At 59.2% G+C, this 22,819-nt stretch carries 14 protein-coding genes and 4 pseudogenes; 7 read left to right on the top strand and 11 right to left on the bottom strand.

Annotation, left to right across the window (positions count from 1 at the left end):
* Positions 1-19 precede the first annotated feature (19 nt).
* Positions 20-892, top strand: a complete 873-nt coding sequence (locus G6N73_RS24450) for an Effector protein NopP (RefSeq protein ID WP_280113348.1) — start codon at positions 20-22, stop codon at positions 890-892.
* Positions 893-1,605: 713 nt separating this feature from the next.
* Here G6N73_RS24450 and hemN read toward each other — a convergent pair.
* Positions 1,606-2,940 (bottom strand): oxygen-independent coproporphyrinogen III oxidase, encoded by a 1,335-nt coding sequence (gene hemN, locus G6N73_RS24440; RefSeq protein WP_165032390.1) that lies wholly within the window; start codon positions 2,938-2,940, stop codon positions 1,606-1,608.
* A 222-nt stretch (positions 2,941-3,162) separates the two neighbouring features.
* Positions 3,163-3,522 carry a DoxX family protein gene (locus G6N73_RS24435; protein WP_425484131.1) on the bottom strand — a complete coding sequence of 120 codons (360 nt, stop codon included), beginning with the start codon at positions 3,520-3,522 and terminating at the stop codon, positions 3,163-3,165.
* On the opposite strand from G6N73_RS24435, the pseudogene G6N73_RS38695 reads away from it, so the two are divergent.
* Positions 3,449-3,607 (top strand): annotated as a pseudogene (locus G6N73_RS38695) (hypothetical protein); the annotation flags it as partial. The gene G6N73_RS24435 and the pseudogene G6N73_RS38695 overlap by 74 nt on opposite strands.
* A 26-nt stretch (positions 3,608-3,633) precedes the next feature.
* Here G6N73_RS38695 and G6N73_RS24430 read toward each other — a convergent pair.
* Entirely contained in the window at positions 3,634-4,242 is a 609-nt protein-coding gene (locus tag G6N73_RS24430) for an FMN-dependent NADH-azoreductase (protein WP_165032386.1), read from the bottom strand.
* Positions 4,243-4,350: 108 nt separating this feature from the next.
* On the opposite strand from G6N73_RS24430, the gene G6N73_RS24425 reads away from it, so the two are divergent.
* Positions 4,351-5,256: a LysR family transcriptional regulator gene (locus G6N73_RS24425; protein ID WP_246252530.1), complete on the top strand. Its 906-nt coding sequence runs from the start codon at positions 4,351-4,353 to the stop codon at positions 5,254-5,256.
* A 339-nt stretch (positions 5,257-5,595) separates the two neighbouring features.
* On the opposite strand, the gene G6N73_RS24420 is transcribed toward G6N73_RS24425, so the two are convergent.
* From G6N73_RS24420 to G6N73_RS24405, 4 genes are all read right to left on the bottom strand, one after another.
* Positions 5,596-6,144 carry a tetratricopeptide repeat protein gene (locus tag G6N73_RS24420; RefSeq protein WP_165032382.1) on the bottom strand — a complete coding sequence of 183 codons (549 nt, stop codon included), beginning with the start codon at positions 6,142-6,144 and terminating at the stop codon, positions 5,596-5,598.
* Positions 6,145-6,160: 16 nt separating this feature from the next.
* Entirely contained in the window at positions 6,161-8,275 is a 2,115-nt protein-coding gene (gene sctV / locus G6N73_RS24415; RefSeq protein WP_165032427.1) for a type III secretion system export apparatus subunit SctV, read from the bottom strand.
* Positions 8,276-8,845: 570 nt separating this feature from the next.
* Positions 8,846-9,736 carry a SctD/MshK family protein gene (locus G6N73_RS24410; RefSeq protein WP_165032425.1) on the bottom strand — a complete coding sequence of 297 codons (891 nt, stop codon included), beginning with the start codon at positions 9,734-9,736 and terminating at the stop codon, positions 8,846-8,848.
* A 415-nt stretch (positions 9,737-10,151) separates the two neighbouring features.
* The gene (locus G6N73_RS24405; RefSeq protein WP_085984034.1) at positions 10,152-10,502 is read right to left on the bottom strand and encodes a nodulation protein NopC; all 351 of its coding nucleotides are present in this window, start codon (positions 10,500-10,502) and stop codon (positions 10,152-10,154) included.
* Positions 10,503-11,232: 730 nt separating this feature from the next.
* Between G6N73_RS24405 and G6N73_RS24400 the strand changes: the two are divergent.
* Both G6N73_RS24400 and G6N73_RS24395 read left to right on the top strand, forming a co-directional pair.
* A pseudogene (locus G6N73_RS24400) lies at positions 11,233-11,792 on the top strand (IS6 family transposase); the annotation flags it as partial.
* Positions 11,793-12,563: 771 nt separating this feature from the next.
* Positions 12,564-15,029, top strand: coding sequence for a hypothetical protein (locus tag G6N73_RS24395; protein WP_425484130.1), 2,466 nt, complete (start codon positions 12,564-12,566; stop codon positions 15,027-15,029).
* A gap of 573 nt (positions 15,030-15,602) precedes the next feature.
* Here G6N73_RS24395 and G6N73_RS24390 read toward each other — a convergent pair.
* From G6N73_RS24390 to G6N73_RS24380, 3 genes and pseudogenes are all read right to left on the bottom strand, one after another.
* Positions 15,603-16,658 (bottom strand): cytochrome-c peroxidase, encoded by a 1,056-nt coding sequence (locus tag G6N73_RS24390; RefSeq protein ID WP_165032423.1) that lies wholly within the window; start codon positions 16,656-16,658, stop codon positions 15,603-15,605.
* 876 nt (positions 16,659-17,534) lie between these two features.
* Entirely contained in the window at positions 17,535-17,966 is a 432-nt protein-coding gene (locus tag G6N73_RS24385) for a plasmid pRiA4b ORF-3 family protein (RefSeq protein WP_165032378.1), read from the bottom strand.
* 7 nt (positions 17,967-17,973) lie between these two features.
* Positions 17,974-18,469 (bottom strand): annotated as a pseudogene (locus G6N73_RS24380) (IS66 family transposase); the annotation flags it as partial.
* 151 nt (positions 18,470-18,620) lie between these two features.
* Between G6N73_RS24380 and G6N73_RS24375 the strand changes: the two are divergent.
* Positions 18,621-18,863, top strand: coding sequence for a hypothetical protein (locus G6N73_RS24375; RefSeq protein WP_165032374.1), 243 nt, complete (start codon positions 18,621-18,623; stop codon positions 18,861-18,863).
* A gap of 451 nt (positions 18,864-19,314) precedes the next feature.
* Here G6N73_RS24375 and G6N73_RS24370 read toward each other — a convergent pair.
* A pseudogene (locus tag G6N73_RS24370) lies at positions 19,315-19,611 on the bottom strand (IS630 transposase-related protein); the annotation flags it as partial.
* A 183-nt stretch (positions 19,612-19,794) separates the two neighbouring features.
* Here G6N73_RS24370 and G6N73_RS24365 point away from each other — a divergent pair.
* Positions 19,795-21,669, top strand: coding sequence for an acyltransferase family protein (locus G6N73_RS24365; RefSeq protein WP_165032372.1), 1,875 nt, complete (start codon positions 19,795-19,797; stop codon positions 21,667-21,669).
* Positions 21,670-22,819 lie beyond the last annotated feature (1,150 nt).

Below are 22,819 nucleotides of genomic sequence, written 5' to 3'. Positions count from 1 at the left end.
ACCCAATGGAAACACAGGAGTGCGAATCATCATGTATGGTCGAATTGGTGGCTCGTCCGATGTCCACTACACGCGCAGTGGCGAAGTTGACGAAACGAATCAGTCGGGAGCCGCTGGGCAAACGGATGCAGGAAGCCAAAGGTTCGCGAACATGTTTGCCCGGATGCATTTAGCCGGAGGAGATTCCACCGGCAGCTCATCTTCGGCGGCAACACCGGCGTATTCCCTCCGCTCCAGACCTCCAGTGGTGGAGATCGACAGGTCTTCTTTCAGGAGGGAAGTGAAGCATTTTCATGGCGATGAAATCACGCACATCGCCGATAATCCACAAGAGTATTCGGATTTCGTATCCGCAAGAGCCAGGCGCACCGCGGATGTTGCTGAGCAATACGGCACGACTCGAGATACGGAGCACGCACGGTATTTCAGCTACCAATTAGGAAACCAGAGTGCCGGACTGCTGAGAACGGAAGGCGGGTTCAGCATGACTGAGTTCGAATCCGAAAATTGGCGGGAACGATTTCCTGGTCGAACTGAGATCACCTCCACCGTGGATCTGCAGGTTGTTCATCCGCTTGTCGAGAACGCAGGCGATATTCTGCTGGAGCATCAACTTCGGATGGATGGCGAACGACCGTTGCTGAATTGGCGTCCGGCTAATCCAGAAGCACAAGCCCGCGCAGCGATGATGGGGTTCGCTGAATTGGACGATTGCAATATGGTACTTGACCCTACCCAGCATCCCGAAAAGTGGACGAAAAACAGTGCCGGTGAATGGCAGCGTGCAAACAAACCTCCACTCTATCTCAGCAAAACGGAGGACAGCGAAAGCAGTGATACCGAGAGCGCACCAAGTTCCCCCCGGTACTCGTCCGAGGATGATTTCATGTGACCGGACTCTCGTGGGAGATAGTCGCGACGGTGCGGGCCGCTTCTGACTATGTGCGGTGTCCACGGTAATGCGCGGTGGGCGAAAGGCTCGTCGGAAACTGTAGTGCGCGCAACGAGCAGCATCCATTCGGCGCAGCCTCAGGCGGAGCAGCTATCGCCTGAGGCTGCGCAAGGGTTTCCCTATAGAACTGCGTAGCGTCGATCGGTTTCTGATGCCGGAGTCGGTGAACGCGTTGACGCGTCTTCGCCAAAGGCCCAGATCGAGCCAATCGTATCGAGACTTGCAAGCTGAGCGACGCCGAGTCGCTCGGCTACTTGACCGACGTGCTCGCCAGTCAATCCGCCACCTGAACAGCCAGATCGACAACCCCCTGCCCTGGGCGAGCCTACATTGCCAAGCAGGATTTCAAGGCTGTGGCCTGAGGACGACGCTCTGATATCAGCAGCCAAGATTTGGGCCGCAGGTTGGTCGCCCGATCGGCGGCGGCTGAGGTCGACCGTTTCGCCAGCCGCACCTGTCGGGGTGTCGATGGAGACGAAATCGCGCTGCTCCAGCCCGACCTCGCCGGCCGCTTCCGCCGCGTTTGCTTTTCCGCGGCGTGGCGATCTCGACCCTCGCCAGGCAATGGTGGCGCTACATGACAGGCTGCCGCCATCGGTGTCAAATTCCGCTTCGGCGTCGCTCGGCCTCTGCTTGTGCTGAATTCGCCGTGCTTATGGGGCCACTCGGTCGAGAAAAGCATCGAAAGCGGCAGCAACAGCGCGAATGACAAAGCGATGCTCTTGCCGCGCGCGGATGAAACCCTTTTCGATGTCCACTATCCCGTCCTCGGCCAGCATTGCCAAGCCTTCAGCCGAATCGATAAAACGGATCGGATCAAACCCGTGGGCGGCACAGATTGCCGGCACATCGGCCTCCAAATCGCACATCAGCCGCTCGATGATTGCGGCTCGCGCGCGGTCTTCGTCGGTGAGACGGTAACCCTTTGACGTCGCCAGACGGCCAGCTGCGATGTGCCGGCTGTAGCAATCCCGTGTTACCTCGTTCTGGACGTAACCCCCGCCGACACGCCCGATGGCCGACGCGCCGAAACCGATCAGGGTTTTGGAGGTGTCGGCCGAGTAGCCCAGCGAGTTACGCCGCAGGCGCCCGGCAGTCTGCGCCAGCGAGAGGTCGTCGTCTGGCAAGGCGAAATGGTCGAGCCCGATCTCTCGGTAGCCGGCGACAACCAGCGTCTGGGCCACGGCCGCAGCCTGTTGGGCGCGGGCAGCGCTGTCCGGCAGCGCTGTCTCCTCGATCAGGCGCTGATTCTTTATAACGGACGGAATGTGCGCGTAGATGAACACCGCAAGCCGGTTGGGGCGCATGGCGGTGGCCGCCGTCACGGTATTGACACAGGACTGCACCGTTTGATGCGGGAGACCGAAGATGAGGTCGAAGTTGATGCGGCTTACCCCATGCCGGCGCAGCATTTCGACGGCAGCCTCCGTTTGGGCCTCACTCTGGACCCGGTTGATCGCTTTTTGAACAATGGGATCGAAGGTCTGCACGCCGAGGCTCGCGCGGTTCACGCCGGCAGCCGCTAGCGTTTCGGCCATCTCGGCCGTGAACGTGCGCGGATCAATCTCGACGGCGATCGTAGCTGTTTTCCTGAACGCGTATCGGCGGCGCAGGAATCCCATCAGAGCGAGGAACTCAGCGGATCCGATGAGGGTCGGTGTTCCGCCGCCGAAATGCACGTCGCTCACGGGCAGCTCCTGCGGCGCTTGCTTCGAGACCAGCCGGATCTCGTCGCGCAGCAGCGCCAGATAATTGAGGATCGGCGCATCATGGCGGGTGATGGTGGTCGGGAAGCCGCAATACCAGCACATCGATCGGCAGAATGGAACGTGCAGATAGAGCGACACCGGATCGTCAGCCGGTAGGTCCCGGAGCCATTCCTCATAAGTCTCGGCACCGATTGTCGCGGAGAACTCCGGCACCGTCGGATAGATGGTGTACCAAGGCAGACGGGCCTGGCGATATTTTGTCAGGATTGAGGTCTGCAACAGTTACCGTCCCATGCTGATAATTTCACCCTTACTGCTGCGTTCTCCCGTGTCTTTGCGCTATGTCAGTCCGTTCCGCTATCGCCGCGAAACTTGTATTCGCCAATGTCAGGCTTACGCGGGCGGCGTTGCGCTAACCGCCGATCAGTCTTGGCTGGATGGCGATGGCATGAATACCAGATTGATCACCTGCGATTGCAATGCGGCAGATTTCGTTGATCGTCACATGCGCGGCAGGATCGGTGCTCTTTTGCGGCGGCCCCAAAGAATGAAGCTCACGAAGGTAAGCAGGATAAAGTTGAGTGGCAGGGCTGCGAATTCGCCGCGCGTGGAATGGAAGATTATGGCGGAGATTTGCAGCAGGGCGCAGCCAAGCGCCGCAAGTATGGTCAGGCGCGGCTGAATGCGGGTGAGAGCGGGCAAGAGGATGCCGATCCCGCCTGCCGCGTCGATGAGACCGGTAAAGCGCAACAGCCCCGGATATTCCACGGGCCACGGAGTCTGCCACATCGCGGTCAGGGCCTCGGCGGGCATGAAGAGCTTTTGGAGACCGAACAGGATGAAGGCGGCGAAAATTAGCACCTGGGCGGTCCAGAGGCTGATCCGCAGGAACTTGCCCGCCTGTGGGTTGGCGGAGGGAGAGGCGAAGCCTTGCATGGGAACTCCTGATAATACGAGAATTTGGGGGCGGCGTCAGGCGGCAATCCGGGCGATCTGCGTCCGCGCGGCAGTAACGGCATTCGCGGCGCCATCAGGACCGCGGTTCACACCTTCGATACGGATCACCTCAACATCCGTGATGCCGATGAAGCCAAGCACCGCTTTCAGGTAAGGCGTGGCATGATCGAGCGCTGCCGCCGGGCCTTCGGAATAGACCCCGCCCGAGGCCAGCACAATGTAGGCCTTCTTGCCTTTGGCCAGGCCCTCGGGGCCGGTGGCAGTGTATCTGAAGGTCTTGCCCGCCCGGCCGATATGGTCGATCCAGGATTTCAGGTTCGAGGTGATGTTGAAATTGATGAAGGCGGTGCCGATTACCAGCGTATCCGCTGCCAGAAGTTCGGCCACCAACTCGTTTGACAGGCCGATTGCGGCGCTTTCCGCAGCGTTCAGGGCCTCCGCCGATTTGTGGATACCGGTGGCGAAGCCACCTTCCATATGCGGGAGCGGGTTGGCGGCGAGATCGCGGTGGACAAGCTTACCTGCCGGGGCCGGCGTGCACAGACGCTCGGCAAGTTCGACCGCAATCTGGGTCGACAATGAGCGCGGGCGCGGACTGGAAGTCAGGAGCAGGATGGAAGCCATGGGCATTTCCTTTGGCGAGCGATGGATCATCGCCGGGAAATAGCCCTCGATATCGATCGAAAAAAGCTGGATAATATCGAAGATAATGATCCACTAAATGGATACATCATGCAGCCGAACCCGACCCTCGATCAGCTCCAGGTTTTCCTTGCCGTGACCGAAAGCGGCAGTTTCTCAGGCGCGGCGCGGGCTCTGAATCGCGCGCAATCCGTGGTCAGCTATGCGATTGCCAATCTGGAGGAACAGTTGGGCCTGGCGCTTTTCGACCGGACGGTCACAAAGCGGCCGCAACTGACCCCGGCGGGGAAATCCGTGCTGGAAGATGCGCGGCGGTTGCTTGGCGATCTTGACGTCATGCGCGCGCGGGTGCGGGCGCTGAATGAAGGTCTGGAAGGAGAGTTGAGCGTCGCTATCAGCAGCATCATGCCATCGGGCATCGTCGTCGAGGCGCTGAGCGCCTTTCGCAGCCATTTTCCGACCGTATCGCTGAACGTGACGGTTGGCACGCTGGGGACCGTTGTCGATGCGGTCATTTCGGGGAAGGCCGTGATCGGCTTTGGCGGCATGATGGCGGATAGCCCCGACCAGATCCGGTTCGAGCGGATTGGTCATACCGCAATGGTTCCCGTCGCCGCACCGGATCATCCGCTGGCAAAGCTGGGTCGCCCCCTATCGCCGGCCGATGTGCGCGACGAGACACAACTTATTGTCTATGACGCCTCGGGCCTCACACGGGGGCGCAATTTCAACGTATTCTCGCTCAAGACTTGGCGGGTCAGCGACAATGCGACCAAGCATCTTTTCATCCGCGGCAGCCTTGGCTGGGGCGGGCTTCCAGTGTCACTGGTGCAGGAGGATATCGCCAGCGGGCGCCTTGTCGCGCTGCATTTCCCGGCTTTCAACCAGCCGGAATACCCCATCTACGCTATCGGCAATGTCGCCACTCCGCCCGGACCCGCAGCGCGGTGGTTATCGGTAGAGGTGCGGGCAAAATTCGCCGAAGGGGCCGCTTAGCAAAGGATTTCGCCCCTCCCGCAACGACCGACGCTGCCGTTCCTTTGTTGTTGTTGTTGTTTGCCGCATACGCGTTTAGCAGTGTGCTGAATCTTGGCCCACCGGTCCTGACGCACTGGACGAGGCGCGTGTCGACCGCACCATTGCGGGCACATCGCGGTCTCATCATTGCTGCACCGCTCCGTCTGTCGGCTTTTTTCGATTTCGTGGTCCTTATGGACTTCGGATGGTGCAGATCAAATGCCACTCTCATCGTCAGCAATGCAAACCTGCTGTGTTTGCTTCTTATAGGTCTAATGGCCGTCGTCGCAGCTCGCGCACAGCGTTCCCGCTATGCCTCTATCGCGATTGTGCCAACGCATTCCGTTCGGACTTCCGGTCAAACGCAAGCGACAGGTTGAGATTGTGGTGCAACATCTGATTCCCAGGCTCTGATTCGAGAGCTTGCCGATACAGCGCTTGTGCCGCGTCATGCCGCCCCTCAACATCCAAGACAACCCCCTTCGCATTCAATGCACGCAAATTACCTGGGACCGCAACTAAGACGTTGTCGAGTACCTGAAGCGCCTCATGCGGGCGTTCCTGCGCCAGCAAGGCCTTCGTAAGATGGATCGCCGCATCGACATTGTCCGGATGCTGCTTCAGTTCATCCCGCAAAGCCCGCTCTTGAGAATCCTGACCGACTGCGCGCAAAATGCGTTCGCGCATGGCCGGATCGATGTGATTGGCGCCGAGCAACTCTGGGGGCGACGTCTCCTTCACTGAAAGAACTGGCTTATCCCAGCTAGCGCAACCGCCGAGAGGCAGAATGGCGAGTACTGCGAAGAGAACTGTGTTAAGACGAAATGAAAGTAACGGCGCTGCGCCTGTATTATCATGTGAATTCATGCTTGGTTCTCACCTATCAACGAGTGCTTTGGGTATCGGTTGGCGGCAACGCGGATATTGCGAGATTCCCCTGACGTTCCACTATTGGTCCAGGCGGAAGCTTGACGGATCCGGCGGGCTGAATCGTGAAGTCGGAGGCGAGGTCCTGATAAGACAGCACAGCAAGATCGATCCCGTTTCGGGTAAGAAAACCGCGGACGAAGCGTCGAACATCCATTGAAGTTAATACGACAGGGCGGGTCTGCCCCGGTGCTGTGCTGGAAAGGATCTGGCGCATCTGTGACAGCAGCGCTTCGCTTTGCCGATTCTCTAGTACGAGGTAGGGGCCTGCAGCCGAATCCCGAGCCGCACTGCGCACCACATCCTCAGTCTCACGTTCGATGATCAAGGCGGGCACGATACCGTGTCCGTTGGCATAGCGGTGACAGATCTGCCGCTTCATACCAGAACGAACGTATTCAGTGAGCAGGGCGACGTTTTGCTCACGTTCGCTCCATTCGGCCAATGCCTCCAAGACGAGGCGGGCATTGCGGATCGGGATGCCTTCATCCAGCAGACGGCGCAGCACATCGGCAATCCGAGGGATCGGCGTCGTGCGCAGCACCTCCTTCACCAGATCAGCATATTCCTGCTCCATTAGGCCCAGCAATTGGCGGGTCTCTTGGATGCCGACCAAGCGCGGTGCATAGCGGGTCAACGTCGCATGGATACGCAACGCGAGGAGTTCGCTGGGACGGTGATGCCCGATGCCGGCGACCTTGAGAGCCGGTGCATGGTTTTGTTCGACCCAGATCCTGTCCGTTTCTGGGTCATGTCGAAAGGGGATGCCGCTCGATTCAATGTCCGCCAGATCGTCTTTGAGCGTTAGCTGCGTCGGATTAATCAAATCCTGTTCGACTGGCACGCCCTCTACATCTATCCTGAATTGCGACTCGGGCAGCTGCTGGTCGACCGCGACAGGGATACGGGGAACGATAATGCCGAGATCGGCTGAGACTAGTTGCGAAACGCGTGCGATGTGCTGTTGCAATTCGACTTGGTCGATCGCATGCATAAGGGTCGGCGCAAGGAAGAGGGCGATCGGACATGCCTGCGCAGGGACGGTTTGGTTTTGAGGGTCCACTGGAGTTGCAGTGGTGGCATCGACATTGCCGGCGCCCAGGATTTTACCTTTGACAAGGCTTGCCGTGGCGAAGACTGCTGCCAAGATCAGAAAGACGGGCAGAGGGAAACCGGGAACGAACCCCATCGCAACCAAGACGCAGGCCGCCAACCGCAATGCTCGCTTACTGGCCGTGAGTTGATTGACTATGTCGGTGCCAAGGTTGAGGCTCGCAGCCCCAGTTACACGAGTGACGATGGTAGCCGCGGTAATTGAGAGCAGCAGGGCCGGAATTTGCGAGATTAGCGCATCACCTATCGTCAGCAGAGTATAGTGATGCAGGACCTCGCCGAAGGACATGCCCTTCGAGAGCAGGCCGATCGAAATCCCACCCAGCATGTTGATGCAGATAACCACCAGCCCAGCGATGGCGTCGCCCTTCACAAATTTCATGGCGCCATCCATCGCGCCATAAAGTTGGCTCTCCTTCTCCAATGCGGCGCGCCGCGTGCGAGATTCGTTGGCATCGATGTGGCCGTTCCGTAACTCTGCGTCGACCGCCATTTGCTTGCCCGGCAGAGCGTCTAGCGTGAAGCGCGCCGCCACTTCTGCTACGCGTTCGGCACCCTTCGCGAGGACCATGAATTGCACCATGGTCACGACCAGAAATATGACAATACCTACGACGATGTTGCCTGAGATTACGAAATCACCAAACGTGTGGATGATGCTGCCTGCCTCCCCCTCGGCCAGGATCAGTCGCGTCGTTGCGATGGTGAGCGCCAGACGGAATACCGTGGAAATCAAAATGACGCCGGGCAAAGAGGAAAAATCAAGTGGCGTGCTGATGTACAGGGCAACCATCAGCAGCAGTATGGCCAATCCCATATTGAAACCGATCAGCGCATCGATCACCATGATCGGTATTGGGATGACCATCATAGCTATGGCCAGAAGCAGCATCAACGCGACCATTAGGTCCGGGTTGGCCGGCGCGCGCTCGATGAAGTTACGCAGGACGTTGGCCATGGAGGCCCCTTTGGGATCGAGTGAGAATTGCTCTGCTGCCATGCAGCTTTCGAAGACCCACCAGCTCATGGCTACGCTTGAGACTGAGAGGCAGGTGCGAAGACGGCTGGCCATGGGGTCTATCCAGTCTGTCCAGGACCGTCAGGGCCTCACCACCGAAACCATCTGAGATGGGCGCATAGGCGAGAAGCCGCAGCAATTGAACATCCCGAAAACTATCGTGGGCAGCGACCCGCAACAGGGGCAAGTTTCGTGCGCTCTGCCGACGCCCAAGGTGGACGTAGGAACTGGCGCAGAGGAAATCGCACTCCTGCTCGGGGATCAGCACGACATCACCGGTTTCCGAAGCGTTCGTCGGTCATATTGAAGCGTTGCGCTCGATCCGGCTCCACCATCGGCTAGCCTTGATCAAGCTGGTTCCGGTTCTGCCGGAGCAGGACCACCCGCCGTAACTCGTTCCGCAGGACGACAATGCCTCCACGTACCGTCGAACGATAGCGCGCGCGACAGGATAGGTGGGCAGATTGACCATGGAGCTCTCCATACTATGGCCTGCGAACCTGGAAACTTTTAATAAGGGAGAGCAGCGAGGCGGCCATCTCGGCTCAGCAGCACGCGGCCGTCCTCGATCCGATCGACCGTCCATCCATCATCTAAAAGGGCGCCGACGAAATACTTCTCGCCATCGATGACAACATACGGCGAGGACCCACGCCAAACCGCTTCAACCGCGATTGCGGACGGCGCCTTCTCCTCTTTGATGACCACTCCATTGACCAGTGTTAGAGCGCCCTCCGTGCGATGATCGAACCACTGCTGCGCCTTCTGCCAACTGGTGGCCGATGAAGACGCGACGGTGCCCTCAGCGGTCACAACACCCTTTGCGGAGCCGATCTTAATATTGAGCAGGCCCGCCTTATCGACTTCCTCTTGCAGGTCTTTGGCCGCTGCCACCGCAGCCTGATCGTCAGCGCGGTTATTGCTCGGCTTGGACTCACGTTCGGGACTAGGTGAATTGGCGCTCAATGCACCAGCGTTGCCGTAGTAGGAGAAAATGGCCGACAGCGCGCCGATCCCGAGAGAGCCGAGCAGCAGGAAGGCTAATACAGGTATAGAGAGACGTGGTGTGCCGATCGAACCAGCTGGCGCTGCACCCTGTACCGACCAGAGAATGGACATCGCGCCTACATGTATGGCGACTGGAAGAGGAACAACAACGCGCTCGCCTGCGGCAATATTGCCGTTGCCCTCCACGCCGAAGCCGGCTGTAAGGGCCTCGACCTCGATCGAATTTCCAAGAAGAGTGATACGAAGATGATGCGGCGCGAGTCCTTGCTCCACGAAAATTATATCGGCATCGAGGCCACTACCGATTACGCTCGTTTCTAGAGCAGCCTTACCGGTCAGTCCGCAATAGAGCCCCGACAGAACTTCGAAATGTAGGGAAACAGCGTCATTCAAGGATGATCTTCCGACAGAGGAGAGAAGCCGCACGGCAATTGCCGTGCGGCTCATTTCGGCTCCACATCGCGCCGCCAAGGGACGCGATCGAGGCTACCTGAGCCCCGCTTCCGACATTACTGGACGCGTTCGTCGGCCGCCTTCTTGATTGTCTGGAGCTGCATCGTAACGGTGCGCAGCTGCATACTCCTAGCCGTGGCCTCCGCGCTAACCGCCGCTAGATCCGCGATCTGCGACTGGAACGCACCAGCCCCGGCGCCTCTGGCGACTGCGGTTCCAGCAACCGAAGCAGCAGTACCAGCCACACTAGCAGCGGTACCAACTCCACCGATGAGATTAGGCATATTGTTTCCCTTTCTGTTCGACTTGTGCCGCCATCAACGGCACGCTACCTCCTGACGAGGACCATCCAGCGTCAGGCATCCTCTTCAGTTTCTGCCATAGCGTCCTCGGTTTCAGCCATGACTTCGCTCATAATGGTGCACGCAACGGCAGTGAGAACCAGTTGGAAGTATTCTTCTTCAGACACGACTTGCGAGCCATCGCCAGAATTGGTCGGAATATCCGCCCGATCCCGCCTGCTAACCGGCCCGTTCTGATCAGCCGGCCTCCTCTGATCAGCCGGCTTGCTCTGATCAGCCGGCTTGTTGTGATCAGAAGGTCTGCCGGATGCGTGCGAGGGTTGTCCACTCGAATGTCCATGCCCCCCCGAACGGGCCAAGGAAACGCCGACGCCGCCAACTCCACTTCCAATTGCTGCGACCATCAGGTTCTCCGGCGTTTATCTTCATTTTCGTCATCGGGCGGTGACGCCGTGCAGGCATCCACATCCTCAAGCTATAGCCGCCAGCTTTCGACAAGCTGACGAGTCTCAGTAAATAAACGGCGCTGTCGCAAAATCACGGTTGCGGCGATCTGACCTCCCTTGTTGAGGCAGATTCTTTCCTGGCGTCATTTTCGCCGCGAGGTGTGGTGAAGGCGGTGCGCTTCTACTGCAGGCCGGATCAACTGTCGTGACCTTGAAAGGTGGGCGTCGTCTAAGCTGCGCGAAGGCACCGACGAAGCTTCGGGGAGAAAAACGCGGTTCCAATGAATCATTGCCATCCTTCTAAAACTCGTCAGCTGCTCGGAAGCTCACGCTCCGTTGATGGGGAGCGTGGACATCAGGCAGAGGGCCACGCCGGAATCGACGGTGGCCGCGAGGAGAGGCGGCGGTTGCGGTTCATCATACTAGGCCAGGGAGCGCTCGACGACCCAGCGTCTATGGATGACCGACAACACTAAGGATACCGCACCTCGTCTGCGTCGGCGGTAGATCATGACCGGTATTGGCCGACCCGGGTCGCCTATTCGGGAATCGGCAGCCGACCGCATCAAAAGAGCGCACTGCTCTCGCGCTGAAACAAAGGCGTTGTCACGGTACTTCTTGTGAGGAGGCTCTGGGTAGACGCCGGTTCATGCACATCAGCTATTAACGCCACCGCTTTCGCGCCGAGATCATCGCCCATGCGGTGTGGCTTTATTACCGATTCCCTTTGGGCCTGCGCCTGGCCGAGGAAATGCTTCTGGAGCGTGGGATCGTAGTCTCCTATGAAACGATCCGCCGGTGGGGAAAGAAGTTCGGTCCGCGTACGTTCGACGACTGCGCAGGAAGCGGCCCAGCCCCGATGATGTTTGGCACCTGGACGAAGTCGTCATCACCATCGCGGCAAGGAACATTGGTTGGCGGGCTGCGATCAGGACCGATATGTTCTCGAAGAGATCGTCCGGAGCCGCCGCAAGACCAAGGACGCCAGGCGCCTGCTCACCAGGCTGCTGAAGAAACATGGTCCGGCACAAAGCGCATCATCACCGACAAGCTACGCTCCTATGGAGCGGCGAAACGGCAGGTCATGCCGGATGTCGAGCACCGCGCGCGCAGGGGCCTCAACAACAGGGCCGAGAATTCCCACGTGCCGCTGCGAAAAAGGGAGTGGACGATGCAAGCTTTCGTTCGCCGGGAAGCCTGCAGCGCTTCGTCTCGATCTTCTCAATCTTCCGTAATCTCTTCGTCCCAGCTTGCTCAAACGCTCCACAGATGACGTGACAGCGCCCGACCGCAGGCCCAGGCGGCCTGACCTGCGGCCGTCGCCGGTCGGTGGAGGCCGCAGCCTGATTTTATTAATCGTTAACGTTTGAGCCAGGCCGGATTTTCTTTGTGCGTCCGGGAGAACGCCTTCGTCAGCTATTCGTCAGCCAAGCGGTCTATCTAGGCCTGCCGCGCCTCACCCGCCTGAACCCATGGAAACGCAGGAGTGCGAATCATCATGTATGGTCGAATTGGTGGCTCGTCCGATGTCTACTATACGCGCAATGGCGAGGCTGACGATACGAATCAGTCGGGAGCCGCCGGGCAAACGGATGCAGGAAGCCAAAGGTTCGCGAACATGTTTGCCCAGATGCATTTTGCCGGAGGAGGTTCCACACGCAGCTCATCTTCGGCGTAAGTGGACGAAAAACAGTGCCGGTGAATGGCAGCTTGCAAATAAAATCTCCCCTTTGTCTCTGCAAAACCGATGACGGCGAGTGCGGCGTGATGCGATCGCGTGCGAGTGTCTCGGCCGATCTTGGGCTGCTGCTGACGTGTACTTTGGCCAGGATTGGCCACGCCGTCGTGGGTCCGGGCCGACCGTGAACGGTTGACGAAAACATGCCGCGGGTCCTCAGACGCCATACGCCATCTGGGCGACTGCACTTATGCGCTAAAGCCCTGATACCACGGCTGAGCGACATCTGCCGCCCCCAAACACTATAGGCGGCGCATTCTCGCCTATATCGGAGATGGAATATGACGGGCATTGGCCGATCTGGGAGATCGCGTACTGGGAATGGTGGGGCCGACAGCATGTGGGGACTGAACAGTTCGCGCTCGCAATCAAGTCTAGCCCCTGGGGAAGGTAGTCAATCGTTCGATTCCGTCGTGGAGCGGATGCGCTCTGTGGCTCTAGAAAGAGGGGCGTCCTCAGCTCACATTGCGCGCGGTGCCGATGATGCCCTTGGCGACAGGTCTTCCAGTCCCTCCGTTGGCGCAGACCGAAACCTGGGCGCTGCACCACGTGCAGCCGCTGCGCCACGTGCAGTCACTGCGCGGAGGCGCGGTTCTCCCTCAGTGTCGGAAGGTGGAGACGCGGCGCCGGTCGCCAGCCAGCCGCCAACCTCGGGTGTGGCAGTCCCCATTTCCTTGACAGGCGAAGAAAACAACGTAGCCAAGCGACGAATGCACGGCCTGCTTGAGGAACTTGACGCTTGCCGTGATGCGGCCGCGCAAGCCCGGACCCCGGAGGAGGGGCAAGAGCTGGCCGATCGGTTCGTCAAGGCAGGCTTAACAGTTCTGGACCACTACGCGAGTCTGCCGCCGGCTGTGGCGCGGAGCATTCTGTCCGACGATGAGGCCCGTCAATACCGCGACGTCGTGCTCGATGCGGCGGACCAATGCAACCAACTGGCCGCCGACACTATCGACGCCTTGGAAAGGGGCAGGATGCGCGCGGCCATCGTGCTCCACCGCATTCCCCGATCCAACACGCCCCCCGACCAGATGAGACGGGTGGTGTCCAGTGTGGCGAAGCACCATGTCGCCTGCATGGAGTGGTGGGAAAAAAAAGCTCGGCGCTGCGAATGGACGCGGTCGGCCTGCGCCGCCACTGTCAACATACCAAGTACAACGGCAGAGATGCGGCGCCGCGACGAGGCCACGCTGCGGCTGCACACCGGCTGGGCACTGTACACGAAGGTCATGCAGCTGCAATCGCGTGTCGCTCTCGCGGAGGTCGAGATTGAGCCGCTGGCGAGCACGTTCGAAGCAGCCGTGAGAGAGACCCTCATCGGTGAGAACGGGCGGGTGCGTCTGCTGGGAACCTTCATCGGCGACGTTTTTCCGGCATTTATCTCGACGTATGACGCTGTTCTTCGCCGCGAAGGGCGCCCACTCGACGCGGAGCACTGCGCCGTTCTGGAAGGAGTCATGGAGCGGCTTTCGGAATTTGGATTGGCGTTGCATGACATGCTTGCCAAGCTAGGCGATGACCGAACAGGTGCCGGCCTCCCACTGGAACTGTTGGGCCAGACCGTGGACGACGCGTGGATCACTGCGCACGATGTCATGCGCCTCCTGGCGCTGCAGCCGAAGACGCCCGCAATCATTGCAACGCCGGCCGACGCGGGCGCTGCGATAACGGCCAACACTGCCGGCAAGGCTGCAATGGCCGAAGGCACCGCAGCGCGCAGGAAAGGGAAAGGCAAGAGCAAGCCGGCCGCTGGCGCCGGGGCTTCGGCCGCCGGGCAGCCCGCGCCGCAAGTCGCTGCGAACGACGGCGACACGGCGCCCGCAGCCAAGGTTCTCGTGCGCTCGGATCTGGGTACGAAGAAGCTCGTGAGCGCGAATGAGGCGCATGCGAGTGCTTCGGCGGCGGCGGCACACTTGGCAATCTGGCAGGCACCGCCGTCGATGCAGGCGTTGACGCCACTGCTCAAGCGGTTGGACGAACTTTTGCGGTTCGATCTGGCTGGTCAGCAAAGGACCGTCTCGCAAGCGCGCCAGATGAAACCCGAGGACGCCGATCACGTAGTGGGCACTGTGGTCGATCGCCTGCAGGCCCAGGCCGCCGAGATGCAGGCCTGTCTAGACGCGTTGGAGGAGCCTCGTCGACGCGGCCTGCTCACGCCTGCGCAGGTGCGCGAAGTGCACGACAAATCAGTCCGGCTCACGGTGATGTTGTCCGAGGCGCGGGGACTGGCCAAGGCTTTGAATGAGGGAAAGGTCACTGTTGCGATCGATTGCATGAAGACCTACGCATTTCCGTCGCAGAAGTACCTGGAACACTTGCGGGAGGCCAAGGAGTTGACGCCTGCGGATCGACCGCGCGCGTTGAAGGGGGAGCCAGGGGCGCTGTTCGAGATCAGGCTGCAACCCAAGGCGCTGCGCAATGGTGCAATGCCGAATCCGATGTGGGTGCACATCCATACGAAGCGGCCGGTACATGCGGGGCAGTTGGCAACGCTGGATGACGCCGCCTTCGCCGCTTGCCACGTCAAATCCAATGAACAGCGCGGCCACAATCGGCAGTGGCAGGACGCCCGGGCTGCGATCGGTCATGAGAACGTCGTAATCCACCGCGGCAAGCTCACCCCTGCGTTCTGTAAGTCCTTGTTGACCGCAGGGCTTAGCGGCCACCCACGCCATCCGCTTGCTGAGGCGGAGCACCGGTCGACACAGGCTGCTCGACCAGGGGATGTAGTCGGGACCTCCCAGTAGAGTGCCGCTTGTGGTGAAACATGAATCTTACCTCCGAGGCGGCACGCAGCGTTGACGCAATCCGCGGAAAAGCAGACATCCATCCAGGTGCATATGCCATCTGGAGCGCAGCTTGAGATCGGAAGCCTCCATAGCAACCAGCTCACCGGCAATCAGTCCGAACAAAGTGACTTGGCGAGGCTGAGAAGATCGACACGAACCGTTTTAAGCCACCTCTGGATGGGGAGCCGTGCGTGGTCCGTTCTGTTTTCGCGACACGTGCAGCGAAATGTATTTCGTTGCGCCCGATCTAGGAAAAAAGGAGGTTCTGCGGTGCTGATGCGGGATCTTGAACCTGAATCTCCTGCAGAAGGCGCGAAGTCACCGCGGAGCGGGAAATAGCCTCGGCAAAAAGGGCCTACGTGTGCGCGGTGACGAATTGCTCCAGGTAAATGGGAGACAGAAGCCTCGATCCCCCGAGCTCGACGCACCTGCCACCGCCGTTGGAAATGCATAGGCCTGCCTGCGGCAAGATCTTGTCGGCATCGTCGCAATCATTCTTGATCGCGACCTTCCGTAACCAGCTCCGGCCATCTATTTTCCTAATATCTGCGACACAGGTCGAGGCGTTGTCGCCGTTTCGGCGGGTAAGACCGGATAGGCGACTTCCGGTAGCTTTCCGGTCAGCGAGTTAAGGAAGGCAACGAGCAGGTCCACTTCTTCTTCCTTCAATTCTTCGCCGAGCTGGGTGGTCCCCATGATGGCGACGGCCTGTTTCAGATTCCGAACCTTGCCCGAATGAAAGTAAGGCGCGGTGAGTGCGACGTTGCGCAGCGGCGCGGCGCGGAAAACATAAGAATCCTCGGCTGCATGGGTGACGGCAAAGCGGCCCTTGTCTTTTTCCGGCAGGATGTCGGCGTTGGGCTTCTTGACAATGCCGAATGGGTGATAGCCTTCCCCACCAACGTTGGTTCCGCCATGGCAGGACGAGCAGCCTTTGTCCATGAAAAGCGTCAGGCCCTGTTTCTGTTCGGAGGTCATGGCGGCGTCATCGCCATTGAGGAAGGCATCGAAGGGGGCCGGCGTGACCAGTGTCGCCTCAAAGGCTTCAATTGCCTTGGCGAAGTTGTCGAAGGTGACGCGATCGGCTTCACCCGGGAAAGCTGCATTGAACCAGCCGACATATTGCGGCATCGACTTGAGCGTGGCGACGAGTTGACCCGGTGTGTTGGCCATTTCGACACCCGCTTGGACCGGTCCCTTGGCCTGTGCCTTCAGGTCTTCGGCGCGACCATCCCAGAACTGCGCGATGTTGAAGATGGCGTTCAGTACCGTCGGCGCGTTGCGCGGTCCCTTCTGCCAACCATGGCCTATCGAGGTTTCAAGATTGTCGTCGCCCCCGGTGGCCAAGTTGTGGCACGAGTTGCACGAGACGACGCCTGACGCCGAGACGCGTGGATCGAAGAACAGTGCCTTGCCGAGGGCGATCTTCTCCAGTGTGATCGGGTTGTTAGCGACTGCCGGCGTGGTGGATGGCAAAGCCTTGAAAGTGGCCAATGCCGTTTCTCTGAGGTCTGCGGGGATCGAATCCGCAGCAAAAGCGGTGGCTGCCAGCAAGGGGACAGCCATCGTACTGAATAGGATTTTCATTAATGATCTCCCTGCGCCGTGCACGGAACTTCCCTTTTTCGGGAATTTAGATTGCCCTTCTTTGTGGGCAGGGGGCCAGGTCCGCGCCTTTGCTTTCGTCTTGGCGTACATGCGGGTTTTCTTCTTCTCGTAGTGGGCCTGCATCCGGTTTCGCTCTCAGCCGATCCGTCGTGGGAGGTGCCAAACCACGTGTCGAAGGGGATGAGGCCGTCGCCGTAGGTCACCTCGAAATATTTACGGGTGAGGAAGCGCTCCAACGGCATCATCCATATCCCGCCTAGTGATTGGCTCCCGGATAGGCACCCATGGCGACATCCTCGGAAAACGCCCGAAACGCGGCTGTGCGCTTTCTCCAATTCGGCCTCGAGAGCGGTGAAATCCACGTATTTCTTGAAGTGCAGGGACAATGCCCCGTTCGTGCCGAGCAGGTCGCACGAGAAAAGAATACCGTGAATCGCAGATATCGCCGCAGCCCAGGCCTGGTGATCATCGCAGTATTCCGGCTGAGGTAGTCGGCAGGTCTTAAATGCACTACTTCGACTGGCAAGCTCCCTGAAACGAGAGCACACCCATGCCGGATAGACGTTGCCGATCATTTTGCGACAAGGCCTTTCTCCTCAGTCCATGACACGTTTGCGGATAACCAAGCACGCCCTGTGCCAAAGGAAAAAATCGCGTATAAACAATACGATGACATTAACACTGCTATGTCGTATGTCCGACATCGGACAACGCAACCGGGCCCTGTTAGGCTCGTCCAATCGCAACCAAGCTGAGACGCGTATGCCGGTGCAGGATCGTCTGGGGTCGACAGCAGTCGACGCATCATAGGTAATTGCCCACCCCCTCGCCCTCTCGATGCGACACGGCGCGTCGTTACGCGTCGTCGATATCCGGGTACTGCCGGGGAGCCTTGCCGATCTTGCTGACGATCCTCGGGTAATTGGCATCGGGCAGCGCCTGCCCTGTTCCAATAACTTCAGCGCGGAAGCGCCACTCGTCACCGTAGTCGTACAAGAAGGTCATTGCCGAGCCCACCTTCTGGAAGGCTGTGGTGACACGTGTGCCTGTCACGCTGCGAGAGCCGCTCCCCTCCATGTCGGCGAAGAGTTCGAACCGCCGGGGCGAATCGAACAGCTTTCCCGTCAGCTTTGAATAGAAGCCGTAGGCGTGGTCCATGTCGAAGCCAAATGCCACTACGATGGCCTCGGCCAGATCCGCTAGGGTGCTCGAACTCGACACCTCGATGTCCCGATAAAGCCGTGCCCGAAGAGAGACCCGGAAGATCAGGGTGGCCGGTTCACTCATCACGATATCAGCCGCTGACGGTTTGAAGGATGATTTTGAAGACATTCGCGCCCGGGATGGGACGCGCGGTATCGACGACGTCCGAATGTCGGCTTCGCCCTGTGCGGCCCACTGGCGCGAGAGCCGTTGGTGACCCTTCGCTGAACGACGGCGGGTCTGAGCGCCCTTTCGCATCGGTTGTTCGTCGCGTCGACCATTCCTGGCCATTGGGCAAAGGTCAAAAGTTGATCGCGAGCTCGCCTGCACTTGTTTTGGGTGTCGCGGGCCAGATCGCACGACGTTGTGGTGGAGAAGCCGTGAGGGCAGCATGTCCTAACTTGCCTCGTCTGCGCATAGCATAGGCGACGTCGCGGGCCCAGATGGGCCAGGCAGGTCTGATGCGCATGTGCGTGCCCTTGTTGCGCGGCATAGCGATCGGAACACCAGACGTCGGGCCGATGGCCGTCCATCAGGGTCCGGACCATGACGGCGCCGCGCATTGGCCCCGCTTGACGAACAACCGCGCCGACGACTTCACGCAGCGCCGCCCTGTGCCGCAACCTGAAGCGGTCGGGTTCGCCGAGCGACTGCCGGACGGCGGCATAACGCGCGGCGAAACGCTCGTACGCCCAGATAAATACGTCGCGCAGCCGCTCCGTCTTGTTGAGTTCATTGATGCAGAACTGCGTCAGCACAGGCGCCGCACGACACGCCCTCGAAGGAGAGCGGCGAGAGAATGCCTTTGATCAGGGGGATATTCGCCGAGAGCCGCGACACGCGTTTGTTCACGTCATCGAACGGCTGCAAATATGGACGCTGCACCATGAGAAGGAACGCCTGCTCGAACTGATCGGTGATCGCCGCGGCTGTTGCGAGTATCTGGTCGAAACACTCTTCGATGCGGGCAAGCGTGAGTAGGCACGCCGCAGGATCCCCGCTCCTTCCGCCCCTTTATCGCCGAATAGAAGCTGAGAATATGCCCGCAGTTAACCGCTCGTCAATCATGCGGGGCGTAGGCGGGAAGCGTCACTGCACCTGCCCAATCGAATGTGACCTTAAAGACCCGGCACCCCATCCCGCCAGATTGTGCCGGGTCTTTTTGTTAAGCCTCAATCCAATTGAACGGGTCCGTCGGTTGACGGCAAAAACGGAGATGGCTGAGCCGAGCCCATGCACCCCGTTGGAGGCCGCAACCGAGAGGAGGACTGCGACAGCGGTTGCATGGGGGGCCATCGCGGCTTGATCAACACCAGGCGGATGAAGTCGCCGCGCTCGCGGGGATTAGGTCGACAGCCACATGTCGACAGTACATCGCCGAGCCGGGCGGCCGTCTTGAGCTCGGGCAGGTTCTCCGGCCGCGAGCATGTCGGCTGCGAGCACAGGTCAAGCCGCTGTCGGACAAGAGCCGCTCCACCATCTCGTTCAGCGTGATGTCCTTGCGCTCCTCGATCATCCCGACGATGAGGTCGGCATGGGCGTCGAGACGCGAGCCGCGCCGTCGTCCCTGCGGTCGTGGTGTCGTCTCGCCCATCCGGGCTCTGCCGATCCAGCGGATCGCGCTCGATATTCCGACACCGAACCGAGCCGCTGCCTGCCGGGCCGATGCTCCTTCACCCGCAGCCTTCACGACACGTGACCGCAGATCCTCACCAAGTGCTCTCGCCATCGTCCACCTCCATGAAAGTGGACGTTGAATCAGCCAAACCGCTTCGCGTCACATCACAATCGATTCATCAATCCCCGGACGTGCTCTAGCGGGCAAGTTCAGGAAATCTCTGGAAAAAGGCTGCTCAAAGGCCGCTAGCGGAACGCCTTGATCCCACAACCGAGGCCGGGCATAGACGCACGAATGAATCGATTCGACTACCGGCCCGATATTGATGGGCTTCGCGCCTTTGCGGTTTCTGCTGTTGTCCTATTCCACGCAGGGTTCTCAACGCTTTCCGGTGGCTATGTCGGCGTCGACGTCTTCTTTGTGATCAGTGGCTATCTGATTACAAAGCTGATTGTTGAACAGGTGCGCGCCGGAACATTCAGCTTTTCCGACTTTTACGCCCGACGCGCACGCCGGCTCTTTCCAGCGCTATTTTCCACGATCTTTGTCACGTTCGTTTGTGCAGCATTCATCCAAGGGCCAGAGGACTTTCGCGGGTTTTCCGGCTCTTCCGCTATGGCGATCTTGTCGCTGTCGAACATCTATTTCTGGATGCAAAGCGGCTATTTCGATGCTGCCGCAACGACCAAGCCACTCTTGCACACTTGGTCGCTTGGAGTTGAAGAACAATTCTATTTGATCTGGCCGGCCATAATCTCCGCCTTGATGCGGAAGGGACGATTGGCCCTTCTGGCCGTCGCCGTGTTGGGTCTCATCAGTTTCACGGCATGCCTTTTGGCTATGCGCTTTGACTTGACGGCAGCGTTCTTCCTGACACCGTTTCGCATATTTGAGTTTGCCTGCGGAGCCGCCCTCGTATGGGCCAAGACGCCAAGGCGTCTGTCTTCCGACATTGCGTACACGACCGGCGGCTTGGCAGTCCTTTACGCCGTTCTTCAGTTCGATGCCGGCACGTCGTTCCCAGGATGGCATGCGGCGCTCCCAACTCTAGGCGCCGCGATGATGATCTACGGCGGGCGCAAAGCCGTCGCTGCCTTGCCGTTTAAAACGGCACCGGCGCAATTGCTTGGCCGAGCAAGCTATTCGATCTATCTCGTGCACTGGCCCATTGTCGTCTTTTGGCTCCATACAACCGGACGCGACCTCGACACGTTCCAAGGCGTTGCCGCCATCGCTCTTTCGATACTCCTTGGCTATTTGCTGCATAGTTTCATCGAACGTCCGCTAAGATACTCCCATGCCTTGCAGGGCCAGCGGCTGGTGACGATATCCGCTTTGGCCGCCGCCCTGATTGTTGCGCCGTCATGGCAAAGCTGGGCTACAAAAGGCTGGACCTGGCGATTGCCAAAAACGCTTCGCAGAGTGAACAGCTACGATATAGATGTTCTCACGAAATACGTATGGGCGAATCACATCCGCCTGAGCGGCAACACCTTTAAGCCTGGCAGAAAACATATCCTTATCGTAGGAGACAGCCAGTCAGCTGATTTTACGAACATCCTGTTGGAAGGAAACCATGAGCGGAACGTCGACATAGTCACCTATGCGTTCAACTATGGCTGCAACACTCCATACGCCGATAATCCGCAGTATTGGAACCAAGAAAATATCTACACATCATCAGACCCTTCCCTTGAGCAGAAATGCAAAGAGAGAATCGACGCGTTCCTTTCCAGCCCCGCACTCAAACAGGCGGATGTGGTTATCGTCGCGTTCCTATGGGAACGATTCGGTGCGAGGCGCATGCGTGCCGCCGCCGACAAAATTGAGTCAATCAGCCCATCTCGCGTATATGTCCTAGGTAGAAAGAACCTTCTCAAGAGCAGCATCGATTTCGTTAACATGAACGGGAAGTTGGATGGGCTCGGGAGCTTGGCTGCGCAGTACAAGCCTTCGGAAACTCTCTCCATAAACAAGATGCTGGCTAAGCAATTTGGCAATCGCTATCTGGACATCTTTTCGTCAGTTTGCCCCGACCAATATAAGTGCGTTGTGCTAGATGAAAAGCAGAACCCCCTCTTCTATGATGCGGCTCACCTAACCCCGAGCGGCGCACGATACTTCGCTAAGCACGCCATTCGAAAGCTCATCGAGCTAGCCAACCTGTGATCTGGCCTTGTCACGTGAATCTAAAGGTCGCCACGAGGTCTGTTCTGTTCTTTGGCAGAAGCGTTTGACTGATGAGAGGACCTCGTCGGCGGACTTGGTCCACTTGTAGGGTTTGATGCTGACGCGCCCGGTGAATGGCTCGGCCTTACTTTGGCCGCCTCATAGAGCGCCACACGCACGCCTCGGTTACCCGGCACGCTCATCAGAATGCGCACCGGCCCATTACCCCGCGCCAGGTCGACAATAAGCTTCTCGATCGTCACCCAGCAGCACCGCGCGGACCTTGAAGAAGAGCCTCTGCAATCTGCTGCAGCGTGTGGTGATGGGCCAACGCTCGCCAGCCCGCTGCTCGAACGTCTTCGGTGTCGTCGGGCCAATCTTCAGGCCCAAGCCGCGCAAGACGCCGCGGATGGGGTCATGCCTTCGGCGATGTCACGGCGGAACAGATCCTCGCCTTCGCCGGCGGCCGGGCGTTCATGGTCGAAGGCTTGCCGATCACAAGGATGCACTTGTCGTCGAGGCAGGCTTCGACGTCGGCATCGGTGCCAACGCGAAGCTCGGCCTGTCCTACACCGGCCAGTTTTTGGGCGACGTGAGCGATAACGGCATCAAGGCAGATCTAACAGTTAGATTTTGATGGCAGATCCTTTTGATGGCAGATCCGCGCGTCATTATGAGGTGACTGCCGCTGACGCGCTTCCTGGTGGCACCGGCCGCACCGGAGCCCACAATCATGAGATGCGCCTCCAGCTGCAGTGCGTTGCTCAGATGAAAACTGCGTTCACGTTCGAGCCTTTTGATTCCGCGCAGCCTGCCGCCAGGACCGTCTGTCCGTAGAATGCAACCGGCGTCATCGATCGACAGAGGCACACGACGGAACCTGATGGTACCTGCCTGTCTGCGCGGAGCGCGCTTGCCAACGGACCGCCCGCGCCCGCTAAATCAAGACCATGCAAAGGCTTGCGGAGATCGAAACGCTTTGAGCCGCCAAACGAATATGAAAGCGGGTGCCTGCAAGCCCGTTTCAGCCCCCTCGCCCCAGAAAAATCATACCGGTCAAGACAAGGCCGAGGCCAATCCATTTGGACAGCTGGAACGGTTCTCCAAAAATAAAATATGACGCAATCGTTAGCATTGCAAATCCGGAGCC

The sequence above is a fragment of the Allomesorhizobium camelthorni genome (assembly GCF_011045125.1).
Taxonomy (GTDB): domain Bacteria; phylum Pseudomonadota; class Alphaproteobacteria; order Rhizobiales; family Rhizobiaceae; genus Allomesorhizobium; species Allomesorhizobium camelthorni.
The sequence above is the reverse complement of the archived record's forward strand: the minus strand, read 5'-3'. Positions and strand labels throughout refer to the sequence as shown.

What these genes read in the sequence shown, in the direction of transcription:
- G6N73_RS24390 (WP_165032423.1), bottom strand. Translation starts at nt 16,658, where the DNA reads ATGAAAATCCTATTCAGTACGATGGCTGTCCCCTTGCTGGCAGCCACC.
- G6N73_RS24405 (WP_085984034.1), bottom strand. Translation starts at nt 10,502, where the DNA reads ATGGTCGCAGCAATTGGAAGTGGAGTTGGCGGCGTCGGCGTTTCCTTG.
- G6N73_RS24420 (WP_165032382.1), bottom strand. Translation starts at nt 6,144, where the DNA reads ATGAATTCACATGATAATACAGGCGCAGCGCCGTTACTTTCATTTCGT.
- G6N73_RS24425 (WP_246252530.1), top strand. Translation starts at nt 4,351, where the DNA reads ATGCAGCCGAACCCGACCCTCGATCAGCTCCAGGTTTTCCTTGCCGTG.
- G6N73_RS24385 (WP_165032378.1), bottom strand. Translation starts at nt 17,966, where the DNA reads ATGAGTGAACCGGCCACCCTGATCTTCCGGGTCTCTCTTCGGGCACGG.
- G6N73_RS24430 (WP_165032386.1), bottom strand. Translation starts at nt 4,242, where the DNA reads ATGGCTTCCATCCTGCTCCTGACTTCCAGTCCGCGCCCGCGCTCATTG.
- G6N73_RS24375 (WP_165032374.1), top strand. Translation starts at nt 18,621, where the DNA reads ATGCAGAACTGCGTCAGCACAGGCGCCGCACGACACGCCCTCGAAGGA.
- sctV (WP_165032427.1), bottom strand. Translation starts at nt 8,275, where the DNA reads ATGGCCAACGTCCTGCGTAACTTCATCGAGCGCGCGCCGGCCAACCCG.
- G6N73_RS24395 (WP_425484130.1), top strand. Translation starts at nt 12,564, where the DNA reads ATGACGGGCATTGGCCGATCTGGGAGATCGCGTACTGGGAATGGTGGG.
- G6N73_RS24365 (WP_165032372.1), top strand. Translation starts at nt 19,795, where the DNA reads ATGAATCGATTCGACTACCGGCCCGATATTGATGGGCTTCGCGCCTTT.